Origin of the sequence: Curtobacterium sp. MCLR17_040, from assembly GCF_003234735.1 — a bacterium.
GTDB lineage: Bacteria > Actinomycetota > Actinomycetes > Actinomycetales > Microbacteriaceae > Curtobacterium > Curtobacterium flaccumfaciens.
This window is the reverse complement of the sequence record NZ_QKTE01000002.1, coordinates 48,814-69,832: the sequence shown is the minus strand read 5'-3', so window position 1 is coordinate 69,832 and position 21,019 is coordinate 48,814. Positions and strand designations below refer to the sequence as shown.

Sequence of the window (21,019 nt, the reverse complement as noted above, 5' to 3'; positions counted from 1 at the left end):
AGCGTCGCCCGGATCAGTTCGGAGCACCATACCGACGGGTCGGCAGTGGGCGGACCGGCCGCGGTGTACAGGTGAGCGGCACCCGCTGTACACCGCGGCGGTGGTTCAGGCCACCGGTTGCTGCTGCGTGATGCAGTGCAGCCCACCACCCCGCGCGAACACCTGTCTCGCGTCGATCGAGCGCACCCGTCGGCCCGGGTACGCCTCGGCGAGGATGCCCCTGGCACGGTCGTCAGCGACCGGGTCGCCGAAGGCGCAAGCGATCACGGCGCCGTTCACCACGACGTGGTTCACGTAGTTCCAGTCCACCGGTCCACCGTCGTCCGACAGCGTCGACGGGGCCGGCAACTCGATGATCGTCGCGTCGGTCGCCTGCTCGAGCGCTCGCCGGATCTGGGGCATCACCAGGTGGTCCGGGTGGCCGGCATCCGGCTGGGCGTGCAGCAGGACCGTGCCCGGATCCGCGAAGGTCGCCACCATGTCGACGTGGCCCCGGGTGCCGAAGCCGTCGTAGTCGCGCGTCAGACCACGGGGCAGCCAGACCACCCGTGTGGCGCCGATCGTGCGCGCCAGCTCCAGCTCGACGCGCTCCCGGTCGGCGTACGGGTTCCGTCGCGGGTCGAGCTGCACCGTCTCCGTCACGAGCACGGTGCCGGCGCCGTCGACGTGGATTGCCCCGCCCTCGTTCACGAGCAGCGACGGGATCCGGCTGGCTCCCGCAGCATCGGTGACCGTGGCGGCGACCGCGGCGTCACGCGTCCAGGTCGACCACGGGTTCGCGCCCCAGCCGTTGAAGACCCAGTCGACGGCGCCGAGCGCACCCGTCACGTCGTCGACGACGAACGTCGGGCCGATGTCGCGCATCCAGAAGTCGTCGAGCGGCGCCTCGAGCACGTCCACGCCGGACGACAGCAGGCGACCGGCATCCGCCCGTGCGACCGGGTCCACGACGACGGTCACCGGCTGGTGCTCACTGATCGTGTTCGCCGTGGTCGCCCATGCCAGACGCGCGGCCTCGGCACTCGCCGCGTCGTCGCCGAGCGTCAGGCCGGGGCGCGGGAACGCCATCCACGTGCGTTCCTGCGGAGCCGTCTCGGGAGGCATCACCCAGGTCATGCGCGCGCCTCGCGCCCGGCGGTGGCCGGTTCCACGGCCAGGGCAGCGTCGATCGCGTCGCGTGCGCCGTACGCGTGGCGTTCCTCGTCGACGGGGTCGACGAGCCCGGCGTACAGGTCGGGGCGCCTGGTCACGTAGAAGGGGAACAGCCGGAGCCACTCCGTCCGGGCGTCGAGGTCGAGGTCGGCGACGAGCACCACGCTCGCGTCACGGGGAGCCTCGACGAGCACCCGGCCGAACGGGTCCGAGATGAACGACGAGCCGTAGAACGTGATGTCGCCCTCGTCACCCCACCGGTTCGGCACGACCATGAACTGCCCGGCGGTGATGCCGTTCGCCACGATCACCCGCTGCCAGATCGGCGCGGTGTCGAAGTCGGGGAAGGTCGGTTCGGAGCCGATCGCCGTCGGGTACACGAGCACCTCGGACCCGGCGAGGCCGTAGGACCGGGCCACCTCGGGGAACCACTCGTCCCAGCAGGTCGGCAGCCCGAGGCGCGCGCCGAGTGCGGCCGGCTCGTACACCGGGAAGGCATCGTCGTCGGTCCCCGGGCGGAAGTACGTGTCCTCGTGGTAGCCGGCGCTGATCGGGATGTGGGTCTTCCGGGTCCGGCCGACCAGGGTGCCGTCGGGGGCGACGAGGACGGCGGTGTTGTAGCCGCGGGGGTCGTCGGGCTGGTCGTCGTCGCCCGGCCGCTCGTACAGCGAGGCGTGCACGAACACCGCGTGCTCGATCGCCTGGGCACGGGCGAAGGCGACGGTCGGGCCGTCCTGCAGCGACTCGGCGAGGTCCTTCGGGGTCCCGCTCGCCGGGGTGTCGCCCGGGTAGCGGCGCAGCGTGAGTTCGGGCAGGAACACCGCGGTGGCACCGTGCGCTGCGGCGGTCGCGATGCCGTCGGCGAGCTGGGCCAGGTGCTCGTCCGGGTCGGGGAGCCACCGCATCTGGACGAGGGCGACGCGGAGCGATCGGCGGGGTGCGCCGGTGTCGGCCTGCAGCGGCGACGGGAGCGAGGGTGCGGTGACGACGTCCATGCCGCCATTGTTGATCACGCGGTCAATTGAAGCAAGACCCCCGGCTCGGTCGTCGAATATCAGTGTGCTGGTTCCGGGTTCGTGTCGTCGCCGGGACGTGGGCCCGGGCAGAGAAGAAGCCCACCACTGCAGCAACAGTGGTGGGCTTCGATTTGTCCTCCGAGTGGAGAACGAGGGACGAACTGGGTCCCGAGCCTGAAACTCGGAGCCAGTGTAACGCGCTCGTCGAGCGAGTTGCATCCCTCGGCCTGCACTTCTCGTGTCCGCCGGCGCTGACACGAAGGTGGTCCGATGTCGAACGACACCGAACCGCGTCGCGGCCGTCCGGTGCCGTGGCTGGGGATCGCGAGCTTGCTCGTGACCGTGGCCCGGTTCCTGGTCGAGCTGTGGCGCAAGGGCTGAGCCCCAGGGCACCCCGCGCATCTCGCGCGGGGTGCCCGTCGGGTGGGTCAGCTGATGATGTTGACCGCGCGCGAGATGACCAGCGCCAGCAGGATGAACCCACTCAGTGCCTGGTACGCCATGATCATCTTCGCCCGGACGGTCATCGGCATCGTGTCCGTCGGGCTGAACGCCATCATGTTCGTCATCGCCACGTAGAGGTAGTCGAGGTAGACCGGCCGCCAGTCCGCGGTCTTCGGGTCGGTCTCCTGCGGGAACTGGAAGTCCGCTTCGGCAGTCGCCCACAGCTCGGGGCGACGCCGTGCCACCGGACCCCCGCGGTCGAGCTCCCAGTAGACGAGCCCGAACACGATGATCGTGCTCACCCAGACCTGCAGCGCGGTGAGCAGCACCGCCGCACCGTCCGCGTGGCCGCCGAGCAGCTCGGTGATGGTCCGGATGACGGTGAGCTGGCTGGCGACGGTGAGCAGGGCCGCCAGTGCGAACGACAGCCACCGTGACCACGTGGTCTCGCGCGTCAGACGCCGCGGGTTGAAGACGATGAGCGGGGCGAGCAGCAGGACGCCCAGGACGGGCACCACCCACGACGGGAAGAACAGCACCTCGTCGGGCAGGAACAGGCTCAGCGCCAGGTTCACCAGGACCGCGACGGCGACCGGTCCCCGGTGTTCGTGTCGCGGTCGGGTCCTCGTCGGGGTCACGGAGCGAGTGTCGCACGGGCCGACACCCGCGGGGGTGTGGCGCTCAGGGCGTGGAGAGCGGGTCGGCGAGCGAGAGCGGCTCGACCTCGGTGCCGAGCAACCGCCCGGCCGCCCGCAGCCCGGACAGCAGCGCACCGTGCACCGTCGCCGGGTCGTCGCTCCACGTGGCCTCGCCGGCGAGCTGCACCCGGCCGGACGGGGTGCCGAGCAGGTCGTGGTCGTCGGGTGACGCCCCGACGTGCAGGTACGAGTACGAGCCCCGTGAGAACGGGTCCTCGGCCCACCGGGTGATCCGGAACGCCTCGGGCTGGGGGACGGACGGGCCGAACATCCTCCGCAGCGCCGCCACCCCCTCGTCGACGACCATGGCGTCCGGCAGGGTCTCGAGCCGACGGGCTCCGGCACCACCGACCAGGGCGGCGAGCACCGGCGCACCGGTCACCCGGGACATGTCGTACCAGGAGTGCCAGTCGACGCCGGCGGACCCCTGCTGCCGGATCACCCACGAGTCGCCCCAGAACCGTGTGGGGAACCGCAGGAACACCTTGTCGTAGGTGCCCATCCCGAGCCGGTCGAGGGCTCCGGTCACCGGCGTGGACAGGGGCGGGTCGAAGACCACGTCGCCGGCCTGCAGCACCCCGAGCGGCACGGTGACGACCACCTGCGGGGCGGCGACGGTGGTGCCGTCGGCGAGCGCCACGGTCACCGAGTCGCCGGCCTGGGTCACCGACCGCACGACCGACGACAGCCGGACGTCGAGACCCTCGGCCAGCGCGCGGGCGTACTGGGCGTAGCCACCGGGGAACACCACCTCGTCACCGGGGACGTGCTCCTCGTCGAGACCGTGCGCGTCGAGGACGGTCACGGGGGCACCGCAGAGGTCCTCGGAGCGGTGGGCCGTGTACTCGCGGACGCGTGCCGCTCGGTCGCCCTGCCACCGCAGCGAGCGGAGCACGGTGTCGACGGCGGCCGCGTAGGTCGAGGGCGGGGGAGCGTGCGCGACGACGGCGTCGAGGGCCGCGTCGACGGTGTGCAGGTCCGCCACGAACGCCGACGTGTCCTCGGCGGAGAGAGCGGCGCCGGACGGGTCGTGCCACGCGATCGGCCGGCCGTCGAACTGGAAGCTGCCGACCGTGAACTCGACGGTCTCGATGCCGAACCGGGGTGCCAGGGTCCAGAGCGGGTTGCCGTCGACCCCGTGGATCCACGAGGCACCGAGGTCGACCGGCACCCCGAGTGACGCATCGGTCCAGGTGCGCCCGCCGATCCGGTCGCGGGCCTCGAGCACGACGACCCGCTGCCCGCCCAGTGCGAGCGCCCGGGCGGCGGCGAGCCCGGCGACCCCCGCCCCGACGACCACGACGTCGGCGTCGAGACCGGCAGCCATCAGTGCCCTCCGGTCAGTGGTGCCATGAGCCGAGCGGCCAGACTCGGCCGCCCGGTCAGTGCTTCCTCGCGGTCGGCCAGGTCGGTCGCGACGAGTCCCGCGTTCGCGCCGAGGAACCGCAGCGGCTCGGGCTCCCAGTCGGGCGACCGGTGGTGCACCCACGGCAGCGCGGTCAGGGCCGTCGACTCCCCGCGCACGAGGTCGGCGAGGGTCCGTCCGGCCAGGTTCGTCGTCGACAGGCCGTCCCCGACGTACCCGCCGGCGCTGCCGACGTGTCCGTCCCAGGTCACCGAGGCGCACCAGTCGCGCGGCACCCCGAGCGGGCCGCCCCACGTGTGGGTGACCGGGGCGTCCGCGACGACGGGGAACAGGTCGACCAGGGCCCTCCGCAGGTGCTCGAACACCCGCGGCACCCGGTCGTACCCGGGCGTGATCGAGGACCCCCAGTGGTAGCGGGCTCCGCGGCCGCCGAACGCCAACCGGTCGTCGGCCGTGCGCTGCCCGTACACGAGCAGGTGCCGGTAGTCGGAGAACGTCTGCCCGTGCTCGAGCCCGATGCGCTCCCACGCGGACGCCGGCAGCGGGGCCGTCGCGATCATGAGCGAGTACAGCGGCAGGATCCGCCGCTTCGTCTGCTCCAGCTGGGCACCGTAGCCCTCGACCGCGATCACCACGGCGCCCGCCGTGACGGTGCCGTGCGACGTGACCACACGCCCGCGATCCCAGGACGAGACGGGCGTGTGCTCCGCGATCCGGACGCCACGGGCCTCCAGGGCGGCCGCGAGGCCACGCACCAACGCGGCGGGCTGCACGCGCGCGCAGTCCGGGGTCCACGCGACCCCCGCCGATCCGGCGGCGTCACCCGGTCGAGCGGCCCGCCACGTCATGTCGTCGCCCCAAGTCGCGGAGGACGCGACCTCGTCGTGGGCGGCGCGCTCCTGCACGGCGGAGCGTGCGTAGAGGACGGTCCCGCCCTTCACGTAGTCGCAGTCGACCTCGGCTTCGGACGCTGCTCGGCCGACCTCGTCGACGGTGTCGCGCATGGCGGCCCGCAACGCGAGCGCGGCGTCGCGCCCGTGCTCTTCGGCGATCGCCGAGGCGGACCGCGGGAACAGCGCCGAGCACCAGCCGCCGTTCCGACCGGACGCGCCGAAGCCGGCGATCTCGCGTTCCAGGACGACGATCTGGAGGCCCGGGTCGGCCTGGTGCAGGTACCACGCGGTCCAGAGACCCGTCAGTCCACCGCCCACGATCGCGACGTCGGCCGTCGTGTCGCCGTCGAGCGGCGGCCGGGGCTTCAGGTCGTCGCGTCCGGTGGACGCGAGCTGGTCGAGCCAGAACGAGACGCCCCGGTAGCCGCTCACGGTCAGATCTTCGTCCAGGCCTCGGACAGGACACTGCGCAGGATCGACGTCATCTCGCGGAACTCCGGCTGCCCGATCGTCAGCGGCGGTGCGAGCTGCACGACGGGGTCACCGCGGTCGTCGGCCCGGCAGTACAGCCCCGCGTCGAACAGCGCCTTCGACAGGAACCCGCGCAGCAGCCGCTCGGACTCGTCGTCGTCGAAGGTCGTCTTGGTGGCCTTGTCCTTGACGAGCTCGATGCCGTAGAAGTAGCCGTCACCGCGGACGTCCCCGACGATCGGCAGGTCGAGCAGGGTGTCGAGCTCGGCGCGGAAGAGCGGGGCGTTCTGCTGCACGTTGGCGAGCAGCCCCTCTTCCTCGAAGATGTCGAGGTTCTCCATCGCGACGGCGGCCGACACCGGGTGCCCGCCGAACGTGTAGCCGTGGTAGAAGGTCGTGTCCCCCTTGGAGAACGGCTCGAACAGGCGATCGCTGATGATCGTCGCGCCGATCGGCGAGTACCCGGAGGTCATCGCCTTGGCGCACGTGATCATGTCCGGCACGAAGCCGTAGGTGTCGCAGGCGAACATGGTGCCGATCCGGCCGAAGGCGCAGATGACCTCGTCCGAGACGAGCAGCACGTCGTACTCGTCGCAGATCTCGCGCACCCGCTGGAAGTACCCGGGCGGCGGGGTGAAGCAGCCGCCGGAGTTCTGCACCGGCTCGAGGAACACCGCGGCGACGGTGTCGGGGCCCTCGAACTCGATCATCTCGCGGATCCGCTCCGCCGCCCAGAAGCCGAACTGCTCCTCGGTGCCCCCGGGGAAGCCCATCTCCTCGGCGCGGTACGAGTTCGTGTTCGGCACCCGGAAGCCGCCGGGGGTCAGGGGCTCGAACATCTCCTTCATCGCCGGGATGCCGGTGATCGCCAGGGCGCCCTGCGGGGTGCCGTGGTAGGCGACCGCACGGGAGATCACCTTGTGCTTCATCGGCTTGCCCTGGAGCTTCCAGTAGTACTTCGCGAGCTTGAAGGCGGTCTCCACCGCCTCGCCGCCGCCGGTGGAGTAGAAGACCTTGTTGAGGTCACCGGGGGCGTGCTCGGCCAGCCGGTCGGCGAGCTCGATCGCCGCGGGGTGCGCGTACGACCAGATCGGGAAGAAGCTCAGCGTCTCCGCCTGCTTCGCGGCCATCTCGGCCAGGCGCTTCCGCCCGTGCCCGGCGGCGACGACGAACAGGCCGGACAGCCCGTCGATGTACTCCTTGCCGTGGCTGTCGTAGACGTGGTGGCCCTCGCCGCGCACCATGATCGGCACGTCGGCGCCGGCCTGGTTCGCGCCGTGCCGGGCGAAGTGCATCCACAGGTGGTCCCGGGACTTCCGCTGCAGGTCGGCGTCGTCGACCGGTGCGAACGGGTCGTAGGAGTGGAGGCGGGCGGCCGGGCCCGTCGTGGTCCGGCCTGTGGCCTGTTCGGAGATGGTCATCGCGTTCCCCAGTCGTAGAGCTGTTTGCGGAGTTGCAGGTAGACGAAGGTCTCGGTGCCGGCGACGCCCGGGATGGCCCGGATGGTGCCGTTGAGCAGTTCGATCAGGTCGTCGTCGTCCTCGCACACGACCTCGACCATCAGGTCGAAGCTGCCGGCGGTCATCACGAGGTAGTCGACCGCCGGCAGCTGCTCCAGGGCATCGGCGACGGTTCGGGTGTCGCCGCTGACCCGGATGCCGATCATCGCCTGGCGGTGGAAGCCCAGTTGCATCGGGTCGGTGACCGCGACGATCTGCATGACGCCGGTCTCGGTCAGCTTCTGCACACGCTGCCGGACCGCCGCTTCACTGAGACCGACGGCCTTGCCGATCTCGCCGTACGGGCGGCGCCCGTCCGCCTGGAGTTGTTCGATGATCCGCTTCGAGGTGTCGTCGATCGGTCCCGGACGTCGTGGTGCTGCCGCCATGCCGGACAGCATGGCAGCGCGGTTCGGGGTGCGCAAGGGATTCCGTTGTGAACTCCGTGTTTCGCGACGATTTCCGTTGTTACAGTTCTCCACAACCTCCGGATCCTTCTTCCGCACCGCCGGAATCCGTGTCAGTATCACCGCCATGCTGGACGCACAGAGCACGGCGACGGCGGACACCGACACCCGGGTCCTGCGGAACTTCGTCGGGGGCGCCTCCGTCGAGTCGACCGCCGACACCACGTTCGACCTGGTCGACCCGACCGACGAGCACGTCTACGGCACGTCCCCGGTGTCCACCCCCGCCGACGTCGACGCCGCCTTCGGTGCGGCCGCGACCGCGTTCGAGACCTGGCGCCGCACCACCCCCGGCGAACGGCAGCTCGCCCTGTTCCGGATCGCCGACGCGATGGAGCAGCGGGCGTCGGAGTTCGCCGACCTCGAGTCGCTCGACACCGGGAAGCCCCGCGCCACCCTGGTCGAGGACGAGATCCTGCTCTCCGTCGACCAGATCCGCTTCTTCGCCGGGGCCGCCCGGAACCTCGAGGGCCGGAGCGCGGGCGAGTACATGACCGACCACACCTCGTTCGTCCGGCGTGAGCCCATCGGTGTCGTCGCCCAGGTCACCCCGTGGAACTACCCGCTCAACATGGCGGTGTGGAAGTTCGCGCCGGCGCTCGCCGCGGGGAACACCACCGTGCTCAAGCCGAGCGACACGACGCCCCTGTCGACCCTGCTGCTCGCCGAGGTCGCCGCCGAGTTCCTGCCGCCGGGGGTCCTGAACGTCGTCGTGGGGGACCGCACCACCGGCGCCGCGATGATCGACCACCCCACCCCGCAGCTCGTGTCCATCACCGGCTCCGTCCGCGCCGGCATGGAAGTCGCCCGTGCCGCCGCAGGTGACCTCAAGCGCACCCACCTGGAGCTCGGCGGCAAGGCACCCGTGATCGTGTTCGACGACGCGGACATCCCCTCGGCGGTGGCCGGGATCGTCGCCGCCGGGTTCTTCAACGCCGGACAGGACTGCACCGCGGCCACCCGGCTGCTCGTGCAGGACGGCATCCACGACGAGTTCGTGGCGGCGCTCGCCGCAGAGGCACGGCTCAACGCGCGAACCGGGTCGGACGGCTACTTCGGCCCCGTCAACAACGCGAACCAGCTCGCGCACGTGCAGTCGTTCCTGGACACGCTGCCCGACCACGCGACGATCGAGCTCGGCGGCGCACGACAGGGTGACCGCGGGTACTTCCACGAGGCCACGATCGTCGCCGGTCTGCGCCAGGACGACCGTGCCGTGCAGCAGGAGATCTTCGGCCCGGTGCAGACCGTGCAGCGGTTCTCGACGGAACAGCAGGCCCTGACGTGGGCGAACGGCGTCGAGTACGGCCTGGCGAGTTCGGTGTGGACGACCGATCACGCGCGGGCGATGCGCTTCGCCCGCGACCTGGACTTCGGCTGCGTGTGGATCAACACGCACATCCCGATCGTCGCCGAGATGCCGCACGGCGGGTTCAAGCACTCCGGCTACGGCAAGGACCTGTCCCAGTACGGCTTCGACGACTACACCCGCATCAAGCACGTCATGTCCTACATCGGCTGAGGCCGACCACCCCCTGGAGGCACCATGGCAATGACCGGAACGTTCGCGGAATCGGGAGCCGATCTCCGGCTCGACCAGATCACGAAGTCCTTCCCCGGCCACACCGCGGTGGACAGCCTCGACCTGACGGTGCCCGCTGGCTCGTTCTTCGCGTTGCTCGGCCCGTCGGGCTGCGGCAAGACGACGACCCTGCGGCTCGTCGCCGGGCTCGAGGAACCCACGAGCGGCACCATCACCATCGGCGGCCAGGACGTCACCGACACGAAGCCGTACCAGCGGCCCGTCAACACGGTGTTCCAGAACTACGCGCTCTTCCCGCACATGAGCGTGCTCGACAACGTCGCGTTCGGGCTGAAGCGGCGCCGGATCCCGGACCCGATGACGAAGGCCACGGAAGCGCTGCGGCTCGTCGAGCTCGAGGGGTCGGCGTCGAAGCGGCCCGCCCAGCTCTCCGGTGGCATGCAGCAGCGCGTCGCCCTGGCCCGCGCGATCGTGAACCGGCCGGCCCTGCTGCTGCTCGACGAGCCCCTCGGCGCCCTCGACCTGAAGCTCCGCCACCAGATGCAGCTCGAGCTGAAGACGATCCAGGCCGAGGTCGGGCTCACGTTCCTGCACGTCACCCACGACCAGGAAGAGGCGATGACGATGGCCGACACGGTCGCCGTCATGAACGGCGGTCGGATCGAGCAGATGGGCAGCCCGCAGGACCTGTACGAGCTGCCGCGCACGGCGTTCGTCGCGAACTTCCTCGGCCAGTCGAACCTGCTCGAGGGCGAGGTCCGCGGCACCGATGCCGGCCTGCTCGTCGTCGCGACCGCGGCCGGTTCGATCGCGGTCCCGGCCGACCGAGCCGTCGCGACGACCGGTCGCGTCGTCGTCGGCGTCCGGCCCGAGAAGCTCAAGATCCGCACCGCCGAACCGACCCCCGAGGCCGGACGGAACATCCTCGGCCCGGGTCGCGTCGTGGACGTCTCGTTCTCCGGCGTCAGCACCCAGTACCTGGTCGATGTGCCGGGCGCCGGTCGCGTTTCGGTGTTCGCGCAGAACTCGAAGGGCGGGCCGCGGATCGCGACCGGCACCGAGGTCTGGCTCACGTGGGGCGTCGACCACGGTTTCGGTCTGGAGGCGCACCCCGCGTCCGACGCGACCGTCACCACCCAGGACGACCCGGGCCTCCAGGCCGTCCCCGCCACGGCAGGATCGCTCGCGTGACCGGCGCGGTGCCCGGTCCGGACCTGCTGCGTGGGCTGAAGTCGGCCCGCGTCAGCCGACGCGGCCTGCTGGCCGGCGGCGGGGCCGCCGCGCTGGCCGCCCTGCTCACCGGGTGCAGCATCAAGGGCTCCGCCGCCGCCGGTGCCGAGGACACCGTCGACTGGGCGGCGTTCTGGAAGGACGCGAAGGCGACCGGCACCCTGAACTTCGCGAACTGGCCGCTGTACATCGACTCCGACCACGGCAAGTCCGAGTCCCTGGCGCTGTTCAAGAAAGAGACCGGCATCGCGGTCGACTACCAGGCGGTGATCCAGGACAACGCGACCTTCTACGCGACCGTCTCACCGATCCTGCGGGCGCACGGTGCGACCGGCTACGACCTCGTCGTCATGACGAACGGGTTCGAGCTGACCCAGATGATCAAGAACGGGTTCGTGTGCGAGCTCGACCACTCGCGGTTGCCGAACTTCGCCGCGAACGCCTCGGACTCCGTGAAGGACCCCATCTACGACCCGGGCAACAAGCACTCCGTCGTGTGGCAGACCGGGTTCACCGGGCTCGCCTACAACCCGAAGTACACCGGGCGGAAGATCACCTCACTCAAGGACCTGCAGGACCCGGCGTTCAGGGGCCGCATCGGGCTGATGAGCGACAACACCGAACTCGGGTCGCTCGGACTGCTCGCGCTCGGCATCGACCCGGAGACCTCGACGCCCGCCGACTGGCGGAAGGCCCAGGCCTGGCTGCGCGAACTGCGGCCGAGCGTCACCGGTTTCTACGACCAGAGCTACATCAACCGGTTGGAGAACGGCGACACCTGGATCACCCAGGCGTGGTCGGGCGACGTGTTCCAGGCGCAGCAGTCCGGGTTCCCCGACCTGGAGTTCGTCACGCCGGAAGAGGGGCAGATGACCTGGCACGACAACATGCTCATCCCACGGCAGGCCGCGAACCCGGTGTCGGCGCTCGAGTGGATGAACTTCTACTACACGCCGAAGGTCGCCGGGATCGTCGAGGACTGGGTCAACTACGTCTGCCCGGTGCCCGCGGCCGAGGACTACGTGCGGGACGAACTCGACGACGCCACCGTGGCGGACAGCCCGCTCGTGTTCCCCTCTGCCGACGTGCTGGAGCAGTCGCACGAGTTCCGGGTGTTCGAGAACTACGACGAGTACTCGGAGTGGAACGGCATCTTCAACGCGGTGGTGCAGTCGTGAGCGCGGTCGGGGTGGCGCCGGGGCTCGGTCCCGCTGGTCCTGGTGGTCCCGGTGGTCCCGGTGGTTCCGCCGGTCCTTCCGGTTCCGCGCCGGTGCGGCGGGGACGCCGTCGGAGCACACCGTTCTTCCTGGCGCTCGTCGGCACCGCGTACCTCTGCGTGTTCTTCGTCATCCCGCTGGTGTCCGGGCTGATCGTCTCGCTCATGACCGGCAACCCGGACGACGGCTACACGTTCACCTGGAACTTCGGGATCTACGGCTCGCTGTTCGTCGACCCGCAGGTGCCCTACCTGACGTTCCTGCTCCGGTCGCTCTGGTACGGCGCCGCCGCCACGATCGCCTGCATCGCCGTCGGGTACCCGGTGGCGTACTTCATCGCGTTCCGAGTGTCCCCGCGGTGGAAGAACCCGCTGCTCATGCTCGTGTTCATCAGCTTCCTGGTGTCGTTCATCATCCGGACCGACATGTGGGCGTTCGTGCTCGCGTCGCAGGGGCCGGTCGTCACGACGCTGCAGGCGCTCGGGTTGGCCGGCAAGGACTTCCACATCCTCGGTACCGGGGGCGCGGTGATCTTCGGTGACGCCTACAACGACCTGGCCTTCATGGTGCTGCCGATCTACGCCGCCCTCGAGCGCATCGACCCACGACTCGGCGAGGCCGCCAACGACCTGTACGCCGGCAAGTTCCGGGCGTTCTGGCACACCACGCTGCCGCTGTCCCGCTCGGGCATCTTCGCCGGGGTGCTGCTCGTCTTCATCGACAGCGTCGGCGACCCGGTGAACTCGGCCCTGCTCGGCGGCACGAACACGTACACGATCGGTCAGGCGATCCAGGACGCCTACTCCGGCAACCAGCAGTACAACGTCGCCGCAGCCCTGTCGACCGTGCTCATGGTCGTGCTCGGCATCATCCTGTTCATCTACGCCCGCGTCTCCGGCACCGACGACCTCGAGGACCTCGTATGACCGCCGTCGCACCGTCCCGATCCGCCGCCGCTCCGGCCTCGCCCGTGACCGGTTCCGTCGCCGGCCGTCCGCGTCGTCACGGCGTGAACCGTCGTGGGCCCTGGCTCGCCATCGTGTACTGGGTGACGATCGCGATCACCCTGGTGCCGATCGTCTACATGATCGTGTACTCGTTCAACGACGCCCCCACCAACCGGCTGTCGTTCGCCTGGAACGGTTTCACGACCTACTGGTACGCGAACCTGGTGAACGTGTCCGGGCTCGGGGCGGCCTTCGTCACCTCGGTGGTGGTCGCCTTCCTCGCCGCGGTCATCTCCGTCGCGATCGGGCTGCCCCTCGCGCTGGCGCTGGAGCGGTACCGGTTCCCCGGTCGCGGCGTCGTGAACACCGTCGTGTTCGCCGACATCGCGGCGCCGTCGATCGTCGTCGGTTCCGCGTCGCTCTCCTTCTTCCTGTCGGTGGGGCTCGGCACCGGGTTCCTGACCGTGCTCATCACGCACGTGGCGTTCGACGTCGCCTACGTGGTCGTGGTGCTGCGGGCCCGGATCGCGGGGACATCGCGGGCACTCGAAGAGGCCGCGGGTGACCTCGGGGCGACGCCGTTCCAGGCCTTCCGGCTCGTCACCCTGCCGCTGCTGGCGCCGGGCATGCTCGCCGCCGGGTTGCTGGCGCTGGCGATGTCGATCGACGACTACGTGATCACCTCGTTCGTCGCCGGGCCCGCGGTGACCTTCCCGCTGTTCGTCTACGGCGCCGCGAAGGCCGGGATGCCGCCGCAGGTGCTGTGCTTCGGGACGCTCGTGTTCGCGGTGGGGCTGCTCGTCGCGCTGCTGAACGGGGCGCTCAACCGGCGGTTGGCGCGGACGCGGGGGTAGGGCTCCGCGCGCGCTGGCACCGGCACGGTGCGGGGTGCGTGGGCTGGTGCGGGGTTGCGCGGGTGGTGCGTGCTTGTAGCGGCGCACGGTGCGTGGAACTTCGCACGGGGTGAAGTGGTGCGCACGGTGCGGACGGGAGGCGCGTGGCGGGCTGGCCCGTGCCTCCCGTCCGCCTGTGCGGGGCGTCCACCGCACGGTGCGGGGTGCGTGGGCTGGTGCGGGGTTGGCCGCGTGGTGCGCGCTTGTGGCGGCGCACGGTGCGTGGAACTTCGCACGGGGTGAAGAGGTGCGCACGGTGCGGACGGGAGGCGCGTGCTGGGCTGGCGCCGTGCCTCCCGAGTGCCGGTGGTGCGTCCACAGCACGGTGCGGCTTTCGCGAGCTGGTGCGCGCTTGCGCGCGTGGTGCGCGCTTGTGGCGGCGCACGGTACGTGGAACCTCGCACGGGGTGAAGAGGTGCGCACGGTGCGGACGGGAGGCGCGTGGCGGGCTGCCCCGTGCCTCCCGACTGCCGGTGGTGCGTCCACCGCACGGTGCGGGTTGCATGGGCTGGTGCGGGGTTGGCGCGGGTCGCACGGTGCGGCTTTCGCGGGCTGGTGCGGGGTTGGCGCGGGGCGCACGGTGCGAGGTGCGTGGGCTGGTGCGCGGTTGCGCGCGTGGTGCGTGCTTGTGGCGGCGCACGGTGCGTGGAACCTCGCACGGGGTGGCGCGCCTCGCACGGTGCGGGCGGGAGTTCAGTGCTCGTGACGACCGGTGGACGGGCGTGTTACGGGCACGAGTCGGGCGGTGTGCCGCGGTGCGCACCACAGCCGCCGCGCGTAGGTTCCAGCCATGAGTGCAGAGCTGACGCTCGGCGCCGAGGAAGAGCTGCACCTCATCGACCTCGAGTCCGGCCGACTTTCCGCGAAGGCCCCGCGCCTTCTGCCCAAACTGCCCACCGACCGCTTCGGCGCCGAGCTGCAGCGCACGACGATCGAGACGAACACCCCGGTGGTGCGGACCCTCGACGACCTGCGGCGGGTGATCGTCGACCTGCGCAGCGAGCTCAGCGCCGCGATCGCTCCGGCCGGGGTCACCATCGCCGCCGTCGGCACCGCGCCGAGGTCGGAGTACGCCGACTTCGAGCTGAGCTCCGGCGGTCGGTACGGCCGGATGCAGGAGCAGTACCGGATGCTCGTCGACGAACAGCTCATCTGCGGCCTGCAGGTGCACGTCGGGGTGAGCGACCGCGACCTGGCGGTGCTGATCGCCCAGCGGGTGGCGCCGGTGCTCCCGGTGCTGCTCGCCCTGAGCGCGTCGAGCCCGTTCTGGAACGGGCAGGACACCGGGTACGCCTCGTTCCGGAGCATCATCTGGCAGCGGTGGCCGTCGGCCGGCAGCTTCGGTCCGGTGGAGGACGCCGCCGAGTACGACCGGGTACTCGACGACCTGATCGCCTCGGGCGTGATCGCCGACAAGAAGATGGCCTACTTCGACGTGCGGCCGTCGTCGCACGCACCGACGCTCGAACTCCGGGTCTGCGACGCGACCCCGGTGGTGGACGACGCCGTGCTCATCGCCGGACTCTTCCGCGCCGCGGTGCGCAAGGCCGAGAAGTCGGTCGTGTCCGGCGCCGAGTGGCACCCGCGCAGTGAACCCCTGCACCGTGCAGCGATGTGGCAGGCCGCCCGCTCCGGGTTGAGCGGGGAACTCGTCGGCCTCGGGCAGCACCCAGAACGGCTGCCCGCCGAGGTCGCGGTGCGCCAGCTCGTGTCCCGGCTGCGTCCGGAGCTCGAGGAGCTCGGCGACTGGGGGACGGTGACGGAGCTGCTCGACGCGACCCTGGCCCGTGGCAACTCCACCGACCGGCAGCGCACCGCCTACGCCGAGCGCGGGGAGATGGACGACGTCGTCGCCCTGGTGGTGGAGGACACCGCGGGGCTCCCGTCCGGACGCGACGAGGACCCGGTGGTCCCGATCCCCGGGTACCGCGTCCGTGCCGGCGACGAGGCGGTCGGCCCCGGGGCACGCCCCCGTCCGGCGTTCCGTGACCTGGCGGCGTTCTTCGACGGCTGGGACGCCGAGACCGCGATCGAGCGCTGCACCGCCCGCGACGCCTGGACCCGCGAGCACCACGTCGGCTTCGTGGTGGACGGCGGGGCGCAGGAGTTCGGCTGCGACCTGGTGCCCCGGACGATCAGCGCGTACGAGTGGTCGCAGCTCGAGCGTGGCCTGGGGCAGCGTGCCCGCGCGATCGAGCTGTTCCTGCGTGACGCGTACGGCGACCGGCGGATCGTGGCCGACGGCGTGCTGGACGCGGACCACTTCGTCGGCGCGAAGGGCTGGGACCCGGACGCCACCCGGCTGCCGGCGACCGCCGTCCGTGCGCCGGTGCTCGGGTTCGACCTGGTGCGCAACGAGTTCGGCGGCTGGCGGGTGCTCGAGGACAACGTCCGCTCGCCCTCGGGCGTCGCGTACGGCATCGCCCTGCGCGAGCTGATGGACGACGTCGTGCCGGACGCCCCGCGGCCGGCGCACCTGCGCGACCCGCACGGCGTGATCGACCGGCTGCGCCGGACCCTCTGCGCGAACACAGCCGCGGTGACGGGCGCGACCGACCCCTTGATCGCACTGGTCAGCGACGGCCCCGCCGCCGGCGCGTGGTTCGAGCACCGCAGGCTGGCCGACGGGGCCGGATTGCGCCTCCTGTCCGGGTCGGACCTGGAGGTCCGCGACGGACGCGTGGTCGACGCGACGACGGGTGACGTGCTCGACGGGCTGTACCTGCGGATCGACCGCGACGTCAGCGCGCTGACGGCGGAGCACGCTCCCGACCTCGGTGCGCGGATCCTCGACGCGGCGGAGGCAGGACGGGTCTACCTGGCGAACGCGCCGGGCAACGCGCTGGTCGACGACAAGGCGATGTACGTCACCGTGCCGGACCTGATCTGGTACTACCTGGACGAGAAACCCCTGCTGGCATCGGTGCCGACGTACCGCACGAGCATCGAGGTCGAACGGCTGTCGGTCCTGGACCGCGTCGGGGAACTCGTCACGAAGCCGGTCGACGGCGAGGGCGGCCGCGGGGTCCTGATCGGACCGAGCGCGAGCGCCCCCGAGGTGGCCGAGCGACGGCGCGAGATCGCGGCCGACCCCGCCGGGTGGGTGGGGCAGGAGGTGGTGCAGCTGTCCTCGCACCCGACGATCGGACCGGCCGGACTCGACCCGCGGCACGTGGACCTGCGGGCCTTCGTGTACGCGACGGGGACCGGACCGGACGACGTGCACCTGGCCGACGTGGCCCTGACGCGCGTCGCGCCCGAGGGCAGCATGGTCGTCAACTCGTCGCAGGGCGGCGGCGCGAAGGACACGTGGATCGTCGGGAACGCCCCGGCGGACACCGACTCCGCCCCGGCGGACACCGAGGGAGAGCGCTGATGTGTGGACTCGCGGGTGAGATCCGGTTCGACGGCCGAGCGCCGGACGTCGGGGCGGTCGCCCGGATGACCGGCTGCATGACGCACCGCGGCCCGGACGGCGACGGCCTGTGGGCTCGCGGCCCGGTCGCCCTGGGGCACCGACGGCTGTCCATCGTCGACCTGTCCACTGCGGGCGCGCAGCCGATGGTGTTGGCCGAGGCCGGGCTGACGATCGCCTACAACGGGATGGTCTACAACTACCGGCAACTCCGCGACGAGCTGCACGGCAAGGGGCACCGGTTCGCGTCGACGTCGGACACCGAGGTGATCGCCCTGGCGTACGCCGAGTGGGGCACCGCGTTCGTCGACCACCTGATCGGGATGTTCGCCATCGCCATCTGGGAGCACGCCAGCGGTCGGCTGGTCCTGGCCCGGGACCGGCTCGGTATCAAGCCGCTCTACGTCGCGCCCGTCCCGGGCGGCCTCCGGTTCGCGAGCTCCCTGCCCGCGATCCTGGCGGGGGACGGCGGCGCGAGCGGCACCGGCACCAAGGAAGTCGACACGTCCATCGACCCCGTCGCCTTCGCCTCGTACATGAGCTTCCACTCGATCGTCCCCGCACCCCGCACGATCCTGGCCGGCGTCGGCAAGCTCCCGCCCGCCACCGTCCGGGTGATCGACCCCGACGGCACCACACAGGACACCGTCTACTGGGAGCCCCGCTTCGAGCGTGACCCAGCCAAGTCCGACTGGTCCGAGCGGGACTGGGAGCAGGCGTTCATCGGCTCGCTCCGCACCGCCGTCGAGCGCCGGATGGTCGCCGACGTCCCGGTCGGGGTGCTGCTCTCCGGTGGCATCGACTCGTCCCTGGTCGTCGGGCTGCTCGCCGAGGCCGGGCAGCAGGACCTCGCCACGTTCAGCATCGGGTTCGAGGCGGCGGGCGGTGAATCTGGCGACGAGTTCGAGTACTCCGACCAGGTCGCGAAGCACTTCGGCACCGACCACCACCGCATCCACATCCCCTCGTCGCGCCTGCTCGACGGAATCGACGGTGCGGTCGCCGCCATGAGCGAGCCGATGGTCAGCCACGACTGCGTCGCCTTCTACCTGCTGTCACAGGAGGTCTCGCAGCACGTCAAGGTGGTGCAGTCCGGCCAGGGTGCCGACGAGGTGCTCGCCGGCTACGACTGGTACCCGCCGCTCGCCGACGTCCCGCGCGACCAGGCCGCCGAGGCCTACCGCTCCGTGTTCATGGACCGCCGGTGGCCGGCGCTGCAGGGCCTGCTCGGGGAGCGGTGGAAGAGCGACGACGACACCCCGTCGGCGTTCGTGGACCGCCAGTTCGCACGGCCGGGCGCGGAGACGAGCGTGGATGCCGCGCTCCGCAGCGACACCACGATCATGCTCGTCGACGACCCGGTGAAGCGGGTCGACAACATGACGATGGCGTGGGGGCTCGAGGCCCGCGTGCCCTTCCTGGACCACGAGTTCGTCGAGCTCGCCGCCGCGATCCCGCCGTCGATGAAGCTCACCGACGGCGGCAAGGGCGTGATGAAGCGCGCCTCGCGCGGGATCGTCCCCGACGCCGTCATCGACCGCAGCAAGGGCTCGTTCCCGGTCCCCGCCATCCGGCAGCTCGAAGGCCCGTACCTGGAGCGCGTCCGCGACGCGCTGCACGCACCCGAGGCGCGGGAGCGCGGGCTCTTCGACCCCGCCACCGTCGAGCGGATGCTGCAGGACCCGAACAGCACCAGGACCGCGATCGGCGCGAACGCGCTCTGGCAGCTCGGCCTGATCGAGATGTGGCTGCAGCAGCAGGGGGTGCGGTGATCGTGGGTTCCGTCCGGCCTGGAGGCGCGCAGGGCGTCGCGTCGTCGGCCATCGTCGAGCCGTCGGTCACCACCAGGGCCGCGGCCGACCTGGGTGCGCGGCTCACCGCCGCCTGGGGATCGTGGGGACCGACCATGACCCGGAACGCCCGGCGCGTGGCGTTCGTGAGCGACCGGCACGGCACCCCCGAGGTCTTCGTGCAGGACGTCGTCGTCGGCGACGAGCTGCCTGAGCCGGTGCGGATCGCACTGTCCGACGACCCGGTGATCCGGGTGTCGTGGTCGTCCGACGGGGAGTGGCTCGCCGTCGCCATCGCGACCGACGGCGGCGTGAAGCAACAGGTCTGGGTGGTGCGGCCGGACGGCTCCGACGCCGCGCAGATCGCCGGCTCGCGGTACCAGCACGCCGAACTCGGACCGTGGAGCCGCAGCGGACACCGGGTCGTCATCACGCTGCCCTCGACCGAGCCCGAGCAGCCGGCCCGTGCGTACCTCGTCGACCCGGTCACCGGGGACCGCGACGACCTGGCCGTGGGGGAGCTCATCCACATCCTCGACCTGTCGGTGGAGGAACGGCTCGTCGTGCTGAGCGACGGGCAGCGCGGCCAGGAGTTCGTCGTGGTCGTCGACCGGCTGACCGACGAGAGCCACGCCCTGTTCGCCGACGACCCCGACGGGTCCGCCGAGATCGCGTTCCTGCGGCCCTCGCCCGCGAGCGAGACCAGCCCGCTCGTCGCCTACGTCGCCACCGAGGCCGGACTGCCCCGCCGCGGACTCGTCGCGCAGCCGGTCGGGCCGCACGGCTGGCGCGGCACACCCCGACGGATCGTCGAGCGCGACGACGCCGAGCTCGAGTACCTGGACGCCGACGACGCCGGCCGCACGCTGCTGCTCGTCTGGAACGTCGACGGTCGCAGCGAACTCGACCTCATCAACACCCACGACGCCTCGCGCACCCCCGTGCCGGACCTGCCCGGGTACGTCGTCACCGACCCCGTGCTCAGCCGCGACGGGCGGAGCGTGCTGCTTGCCGTCGAGGGGCCGACCCGGCCGCGCGAACTGTGGCGGCTCGACACGAACGCGCTGACCTGGAGCCGGGTCACCGACGTGCCGGTGCTGCCGGACGTGCAGCTGGTCGAGCCGACGCTCCAACGGTTCGCCGCCCGTGACGGACTGCAGCTGACCGGGTGGCTGTACCGGGCCGTGGAGCCGACCGCGTCGGTGGCGGGAGCCGACGTCGGAACGCATGTCGGGCCTCCCGGCCGCGCAGCGCTCGTCCACCTGCACGGCGGACCGGAGTCGCAGGAGCGACCCACGTTCTCGCCGCAGCACCAGGCGCTCGCCGCCGCCGGGGTGACCGTGTTCGCGCCGAACATCCGCGGGTCCTCCGGGTACGGCCACGAGTTCGTGCACGCCGACGACCTGGCGCTGCGGTGGAACGCGCTCGCCGACGTCGTCGACTGCGCGCGGTTCCTGGTGACCAACGGGTACGCCGAGCGTTCCCGGGTCGCCGTCGAGGGGCGGTCGTACGGCGGGTACGCGACCCTCGCGTCGTTGGCGTTCACACCCGACGTGTTCGCGGCCGGGGTCGCGGTGTGCGGGATGAGCGACTTCGCGACCTTCTACCGGGACACCGAACCGTGGATCGCGGCTGCTGCCGCGACGAAGTACGGCCATCCCGTCGAGGACGAGGCCCTGCTCGCGGCACTGTCGCCGATGCGCACGATCGACGACGTCACGGCGCCGCTGCTCGTCGTGCACGGTGAGCTCGACACGAACGTGCCGATCGGTGAGGCGCACCAGGTCGTCGCGGCGCTGCGGGAGCGGGCGCACGACGTGGAGCACCTGGAGCTCGAGGGCGAGGGGCACGAGTACCGGCGGGTGGCGTCGCAGGCGCTGCTCGTGCGGCGGATGGTCGAGTTCGTGGCGGCGCGTTTGGCGTGAGCCCCCTCGCACCGTGCGAGCCGCGGCACGGCGTCACCGGGTGCAACGATGCG

Annotated in this window: 15 protein-coding genes; 8 read left to right on the top strand and 7 right to left on the bottom strand. The window is 71.4% G+C overall.

What is annotated here, in order from left to right:
- Positions 1–105: 105 nt before the first annotated feature.
- From DEJ01_RS02305 to DEJ01_RS02275, 7 genes are all read right to left on the bottom strand, one after another.
- Positions 106–1,116: an agmatine/peptidylarginine deiminase gene (locus DEJ01_RS02305; RefSeq protein WP_111092111.1), complete on the bottom strand. Its 1,011-nt coding sequence runs from the start codon at positions 1,114–1,116 to the stop codon at positions 106–108.
- Positions 1,113–2,147 (bottom strand): nitrilase-related carbon-nitrogen hydrolase, encoded by a 1,035-nt coding sequence (locus tag DEJ01_RS02300; RefSeq protein ID WP_111092110.1) that lies wholly within the window; start codon positions 2,145–2,147, stop codon positions 1,113–1,115. The genes DEJ01_RS02305 and DEJ01_RS02300 overlap by 4 nt, the downstream gene beginning before the upstream one ends.
- Before the next feature lie 449 nt (positions 2,148–2,596).
- The gene (locus DEJ01_RS02295) at positions 2,597–3,250 is read right to left on the bottom strand and encodes a DUF1345 domain-containing protein (protein WP_111092109.1); all 654 of its coding nucleotides are present in this window, start codon (positions 3,248–3,250) and stop codon (positions 2,597–2,599) included.
- A gap of 43 nt (positions 3,251–3,293) precedes the next feature.
- Entirely contained in the window at positions 3,294–4,637 is a 1,344-nt protein-coding gene (locus DEJ01_RS02290) for an NAD(P)/FAD-dependent oxidoreductase (protein ID WP_111092108.1), read from the bottom strand.
- Entirely contained in the window at positions 4,637–6,001 is a 1,365-nt protein-coding gene (locus tag DEJ01_RS02285) for an FAD-binding oxidoreductase (RefSeq protein WP_111092107.1), read from the bottom strand. Before DEJ01_RS02285 ends, DEJ01_RS02290 begins: the two co-directional genes overlap by 1 nt.
- 2 nt (positions 6,002–6,003) lie before the next feature.
- A complete protein-coding gene (locus tag DEJ01_RS02280) occupies positions 6,004–7,461 on the bottom strand; it encodes an aspartate aminotransferase family protein (RefSeq protein WP_084740608.1) in 1,458 nt (485 codons plus the stop codon).
- Complete coding sequence (locus DEJ01_RS02275) at positions 7,458–7,940, bottom strand: Lrp/AsnC family transcriptional regulator (RefSeq protein ID WP_035809531.1); 483 nt, start codon at positions 7,938–7,940, stop codon at positions 7,458–7,460. The genes DEJ01_RS02280 and DEJ01_RS02275 overlap by 4 nt, the downstream gene beginning before the upstream one ends.
- A 133-nt stretch (positions 7,941–8,073) precedes the next feature.
- Between DEJ01_RS02275 and DEJ01_RS02270 the strand changes: the two genes are divergently transcribed.
- The 8 genes from DEJ01_RS02270 to DEJ01_RS02235 all read left to right on the top strand — a co-directional run bounded on the left by DEJ01_RS02270 (position 8,074) and on the right by DEJ01_RS02235 (position 20,966).
- Positions 8,074–9,528, top strand: coding sequence for a gamma-aminobutyraldehyde dehydrogenase (locus tag DEJ01_RS02270; RefSeq protein ID WP_111092106.1), 1,455 nt, complete (start codon positions 8,074–8,076; stop codon positions 9,526–9,528).
- A gap of 30 nt (positions 9,529–9,558) precedes the next feature.
- Positions 9,559–10,740, top strand: a complete 1,182-nt coding sequence (locus DEJ01_RS02265) for an ABC transporter ATP-binding protein (protein WP_027466951.1) — start codon at positions 9,559–9,561, stop codon at positions 10,738–10,740.
- On the top strand, positions 10,737–11,957 hold the full coding sequence (locus DEJ01_RS02260; protein ID WP_220038661.1) for a PotD/PotF family extracellular solute-binding protein: 1,221 nt from the start codon (positions 10,737–10,739) through the stop codon (positions 11,955–11,957). The genes DEJ01_RS02265 and DEJ01_RS02260 overlap by 4 nt, the downstream gene beginning before the upstream one ends.
- Before the next feature lie 92 nt (positions 11,958–12,049).
- Complete coding sequence (locus DEJ01_RS02255; protein WP_111092105.1) at positions 12,050–12,922, top strand: ABC transporter permease; 873 nt, start codon at positions 12,050–12,052, stop codon at positions 12,920–12,922.
- Positions 12,919–13,797: an ABC transporter permease gene (locus DEJ01_RS02250; RefSeq protein WP_111032498.1), complete on the top strand. Its 879-nt coding sequence runs from the start codon at positions 12,919–12,921 to the stop codon at positions 13,795–13,797. Before DEJ01_RS02255 ends, DEJ01_RS02250 begins: the two co-directional genes overlap by 4 nt.
- A gap of 829 nt (positions 13,798–14,626) precedes the next feature.
- Positions 14,627–17,212, top strand: coding sequence for a carboxylate--amine ligase/circularly permuted type 2 ATP-grasp protein (locus tag DEJ01_RS02245; RefSeq protein WP_111092104.1), 2,586 nt, complete (start codon positions 14,627–14,629; stop codon positions 17,210–17,212).
- Positions 17,212–19,023 (top strand): N-acetylglutaminylglutamine amidotransferase, encoded by a 1,812-nt coding sequence (locus DEJ01_RS02240; protein WP_111092103.1) that lies wholly within the window; start codon positions 17,212–17,214, stop codon positions 19,021–19,023. The genes DEJ01_RS02245 and DEJ01_RS02240 overlap by 1 nt, the downstream gene beginning before the upstream one ends.
- Complete coding sequence (locus tag DEJ01_RS02235) at positions 18,996–20,966, top strand: prolyl oligopeptidase family serine peptidase (RefSeq protein WP_258375624.1); 1,971 nt, start codon at positions 18,996–18,998, stop codon at positions 20,964–20,966. Before DEJ01_RS02240 ends, DEJ01_RS02235 begins: the two co-directional genes overlap by 28 nt.
- Positions 20,967–21,019 lie beyond the last annotated feature (53 nt).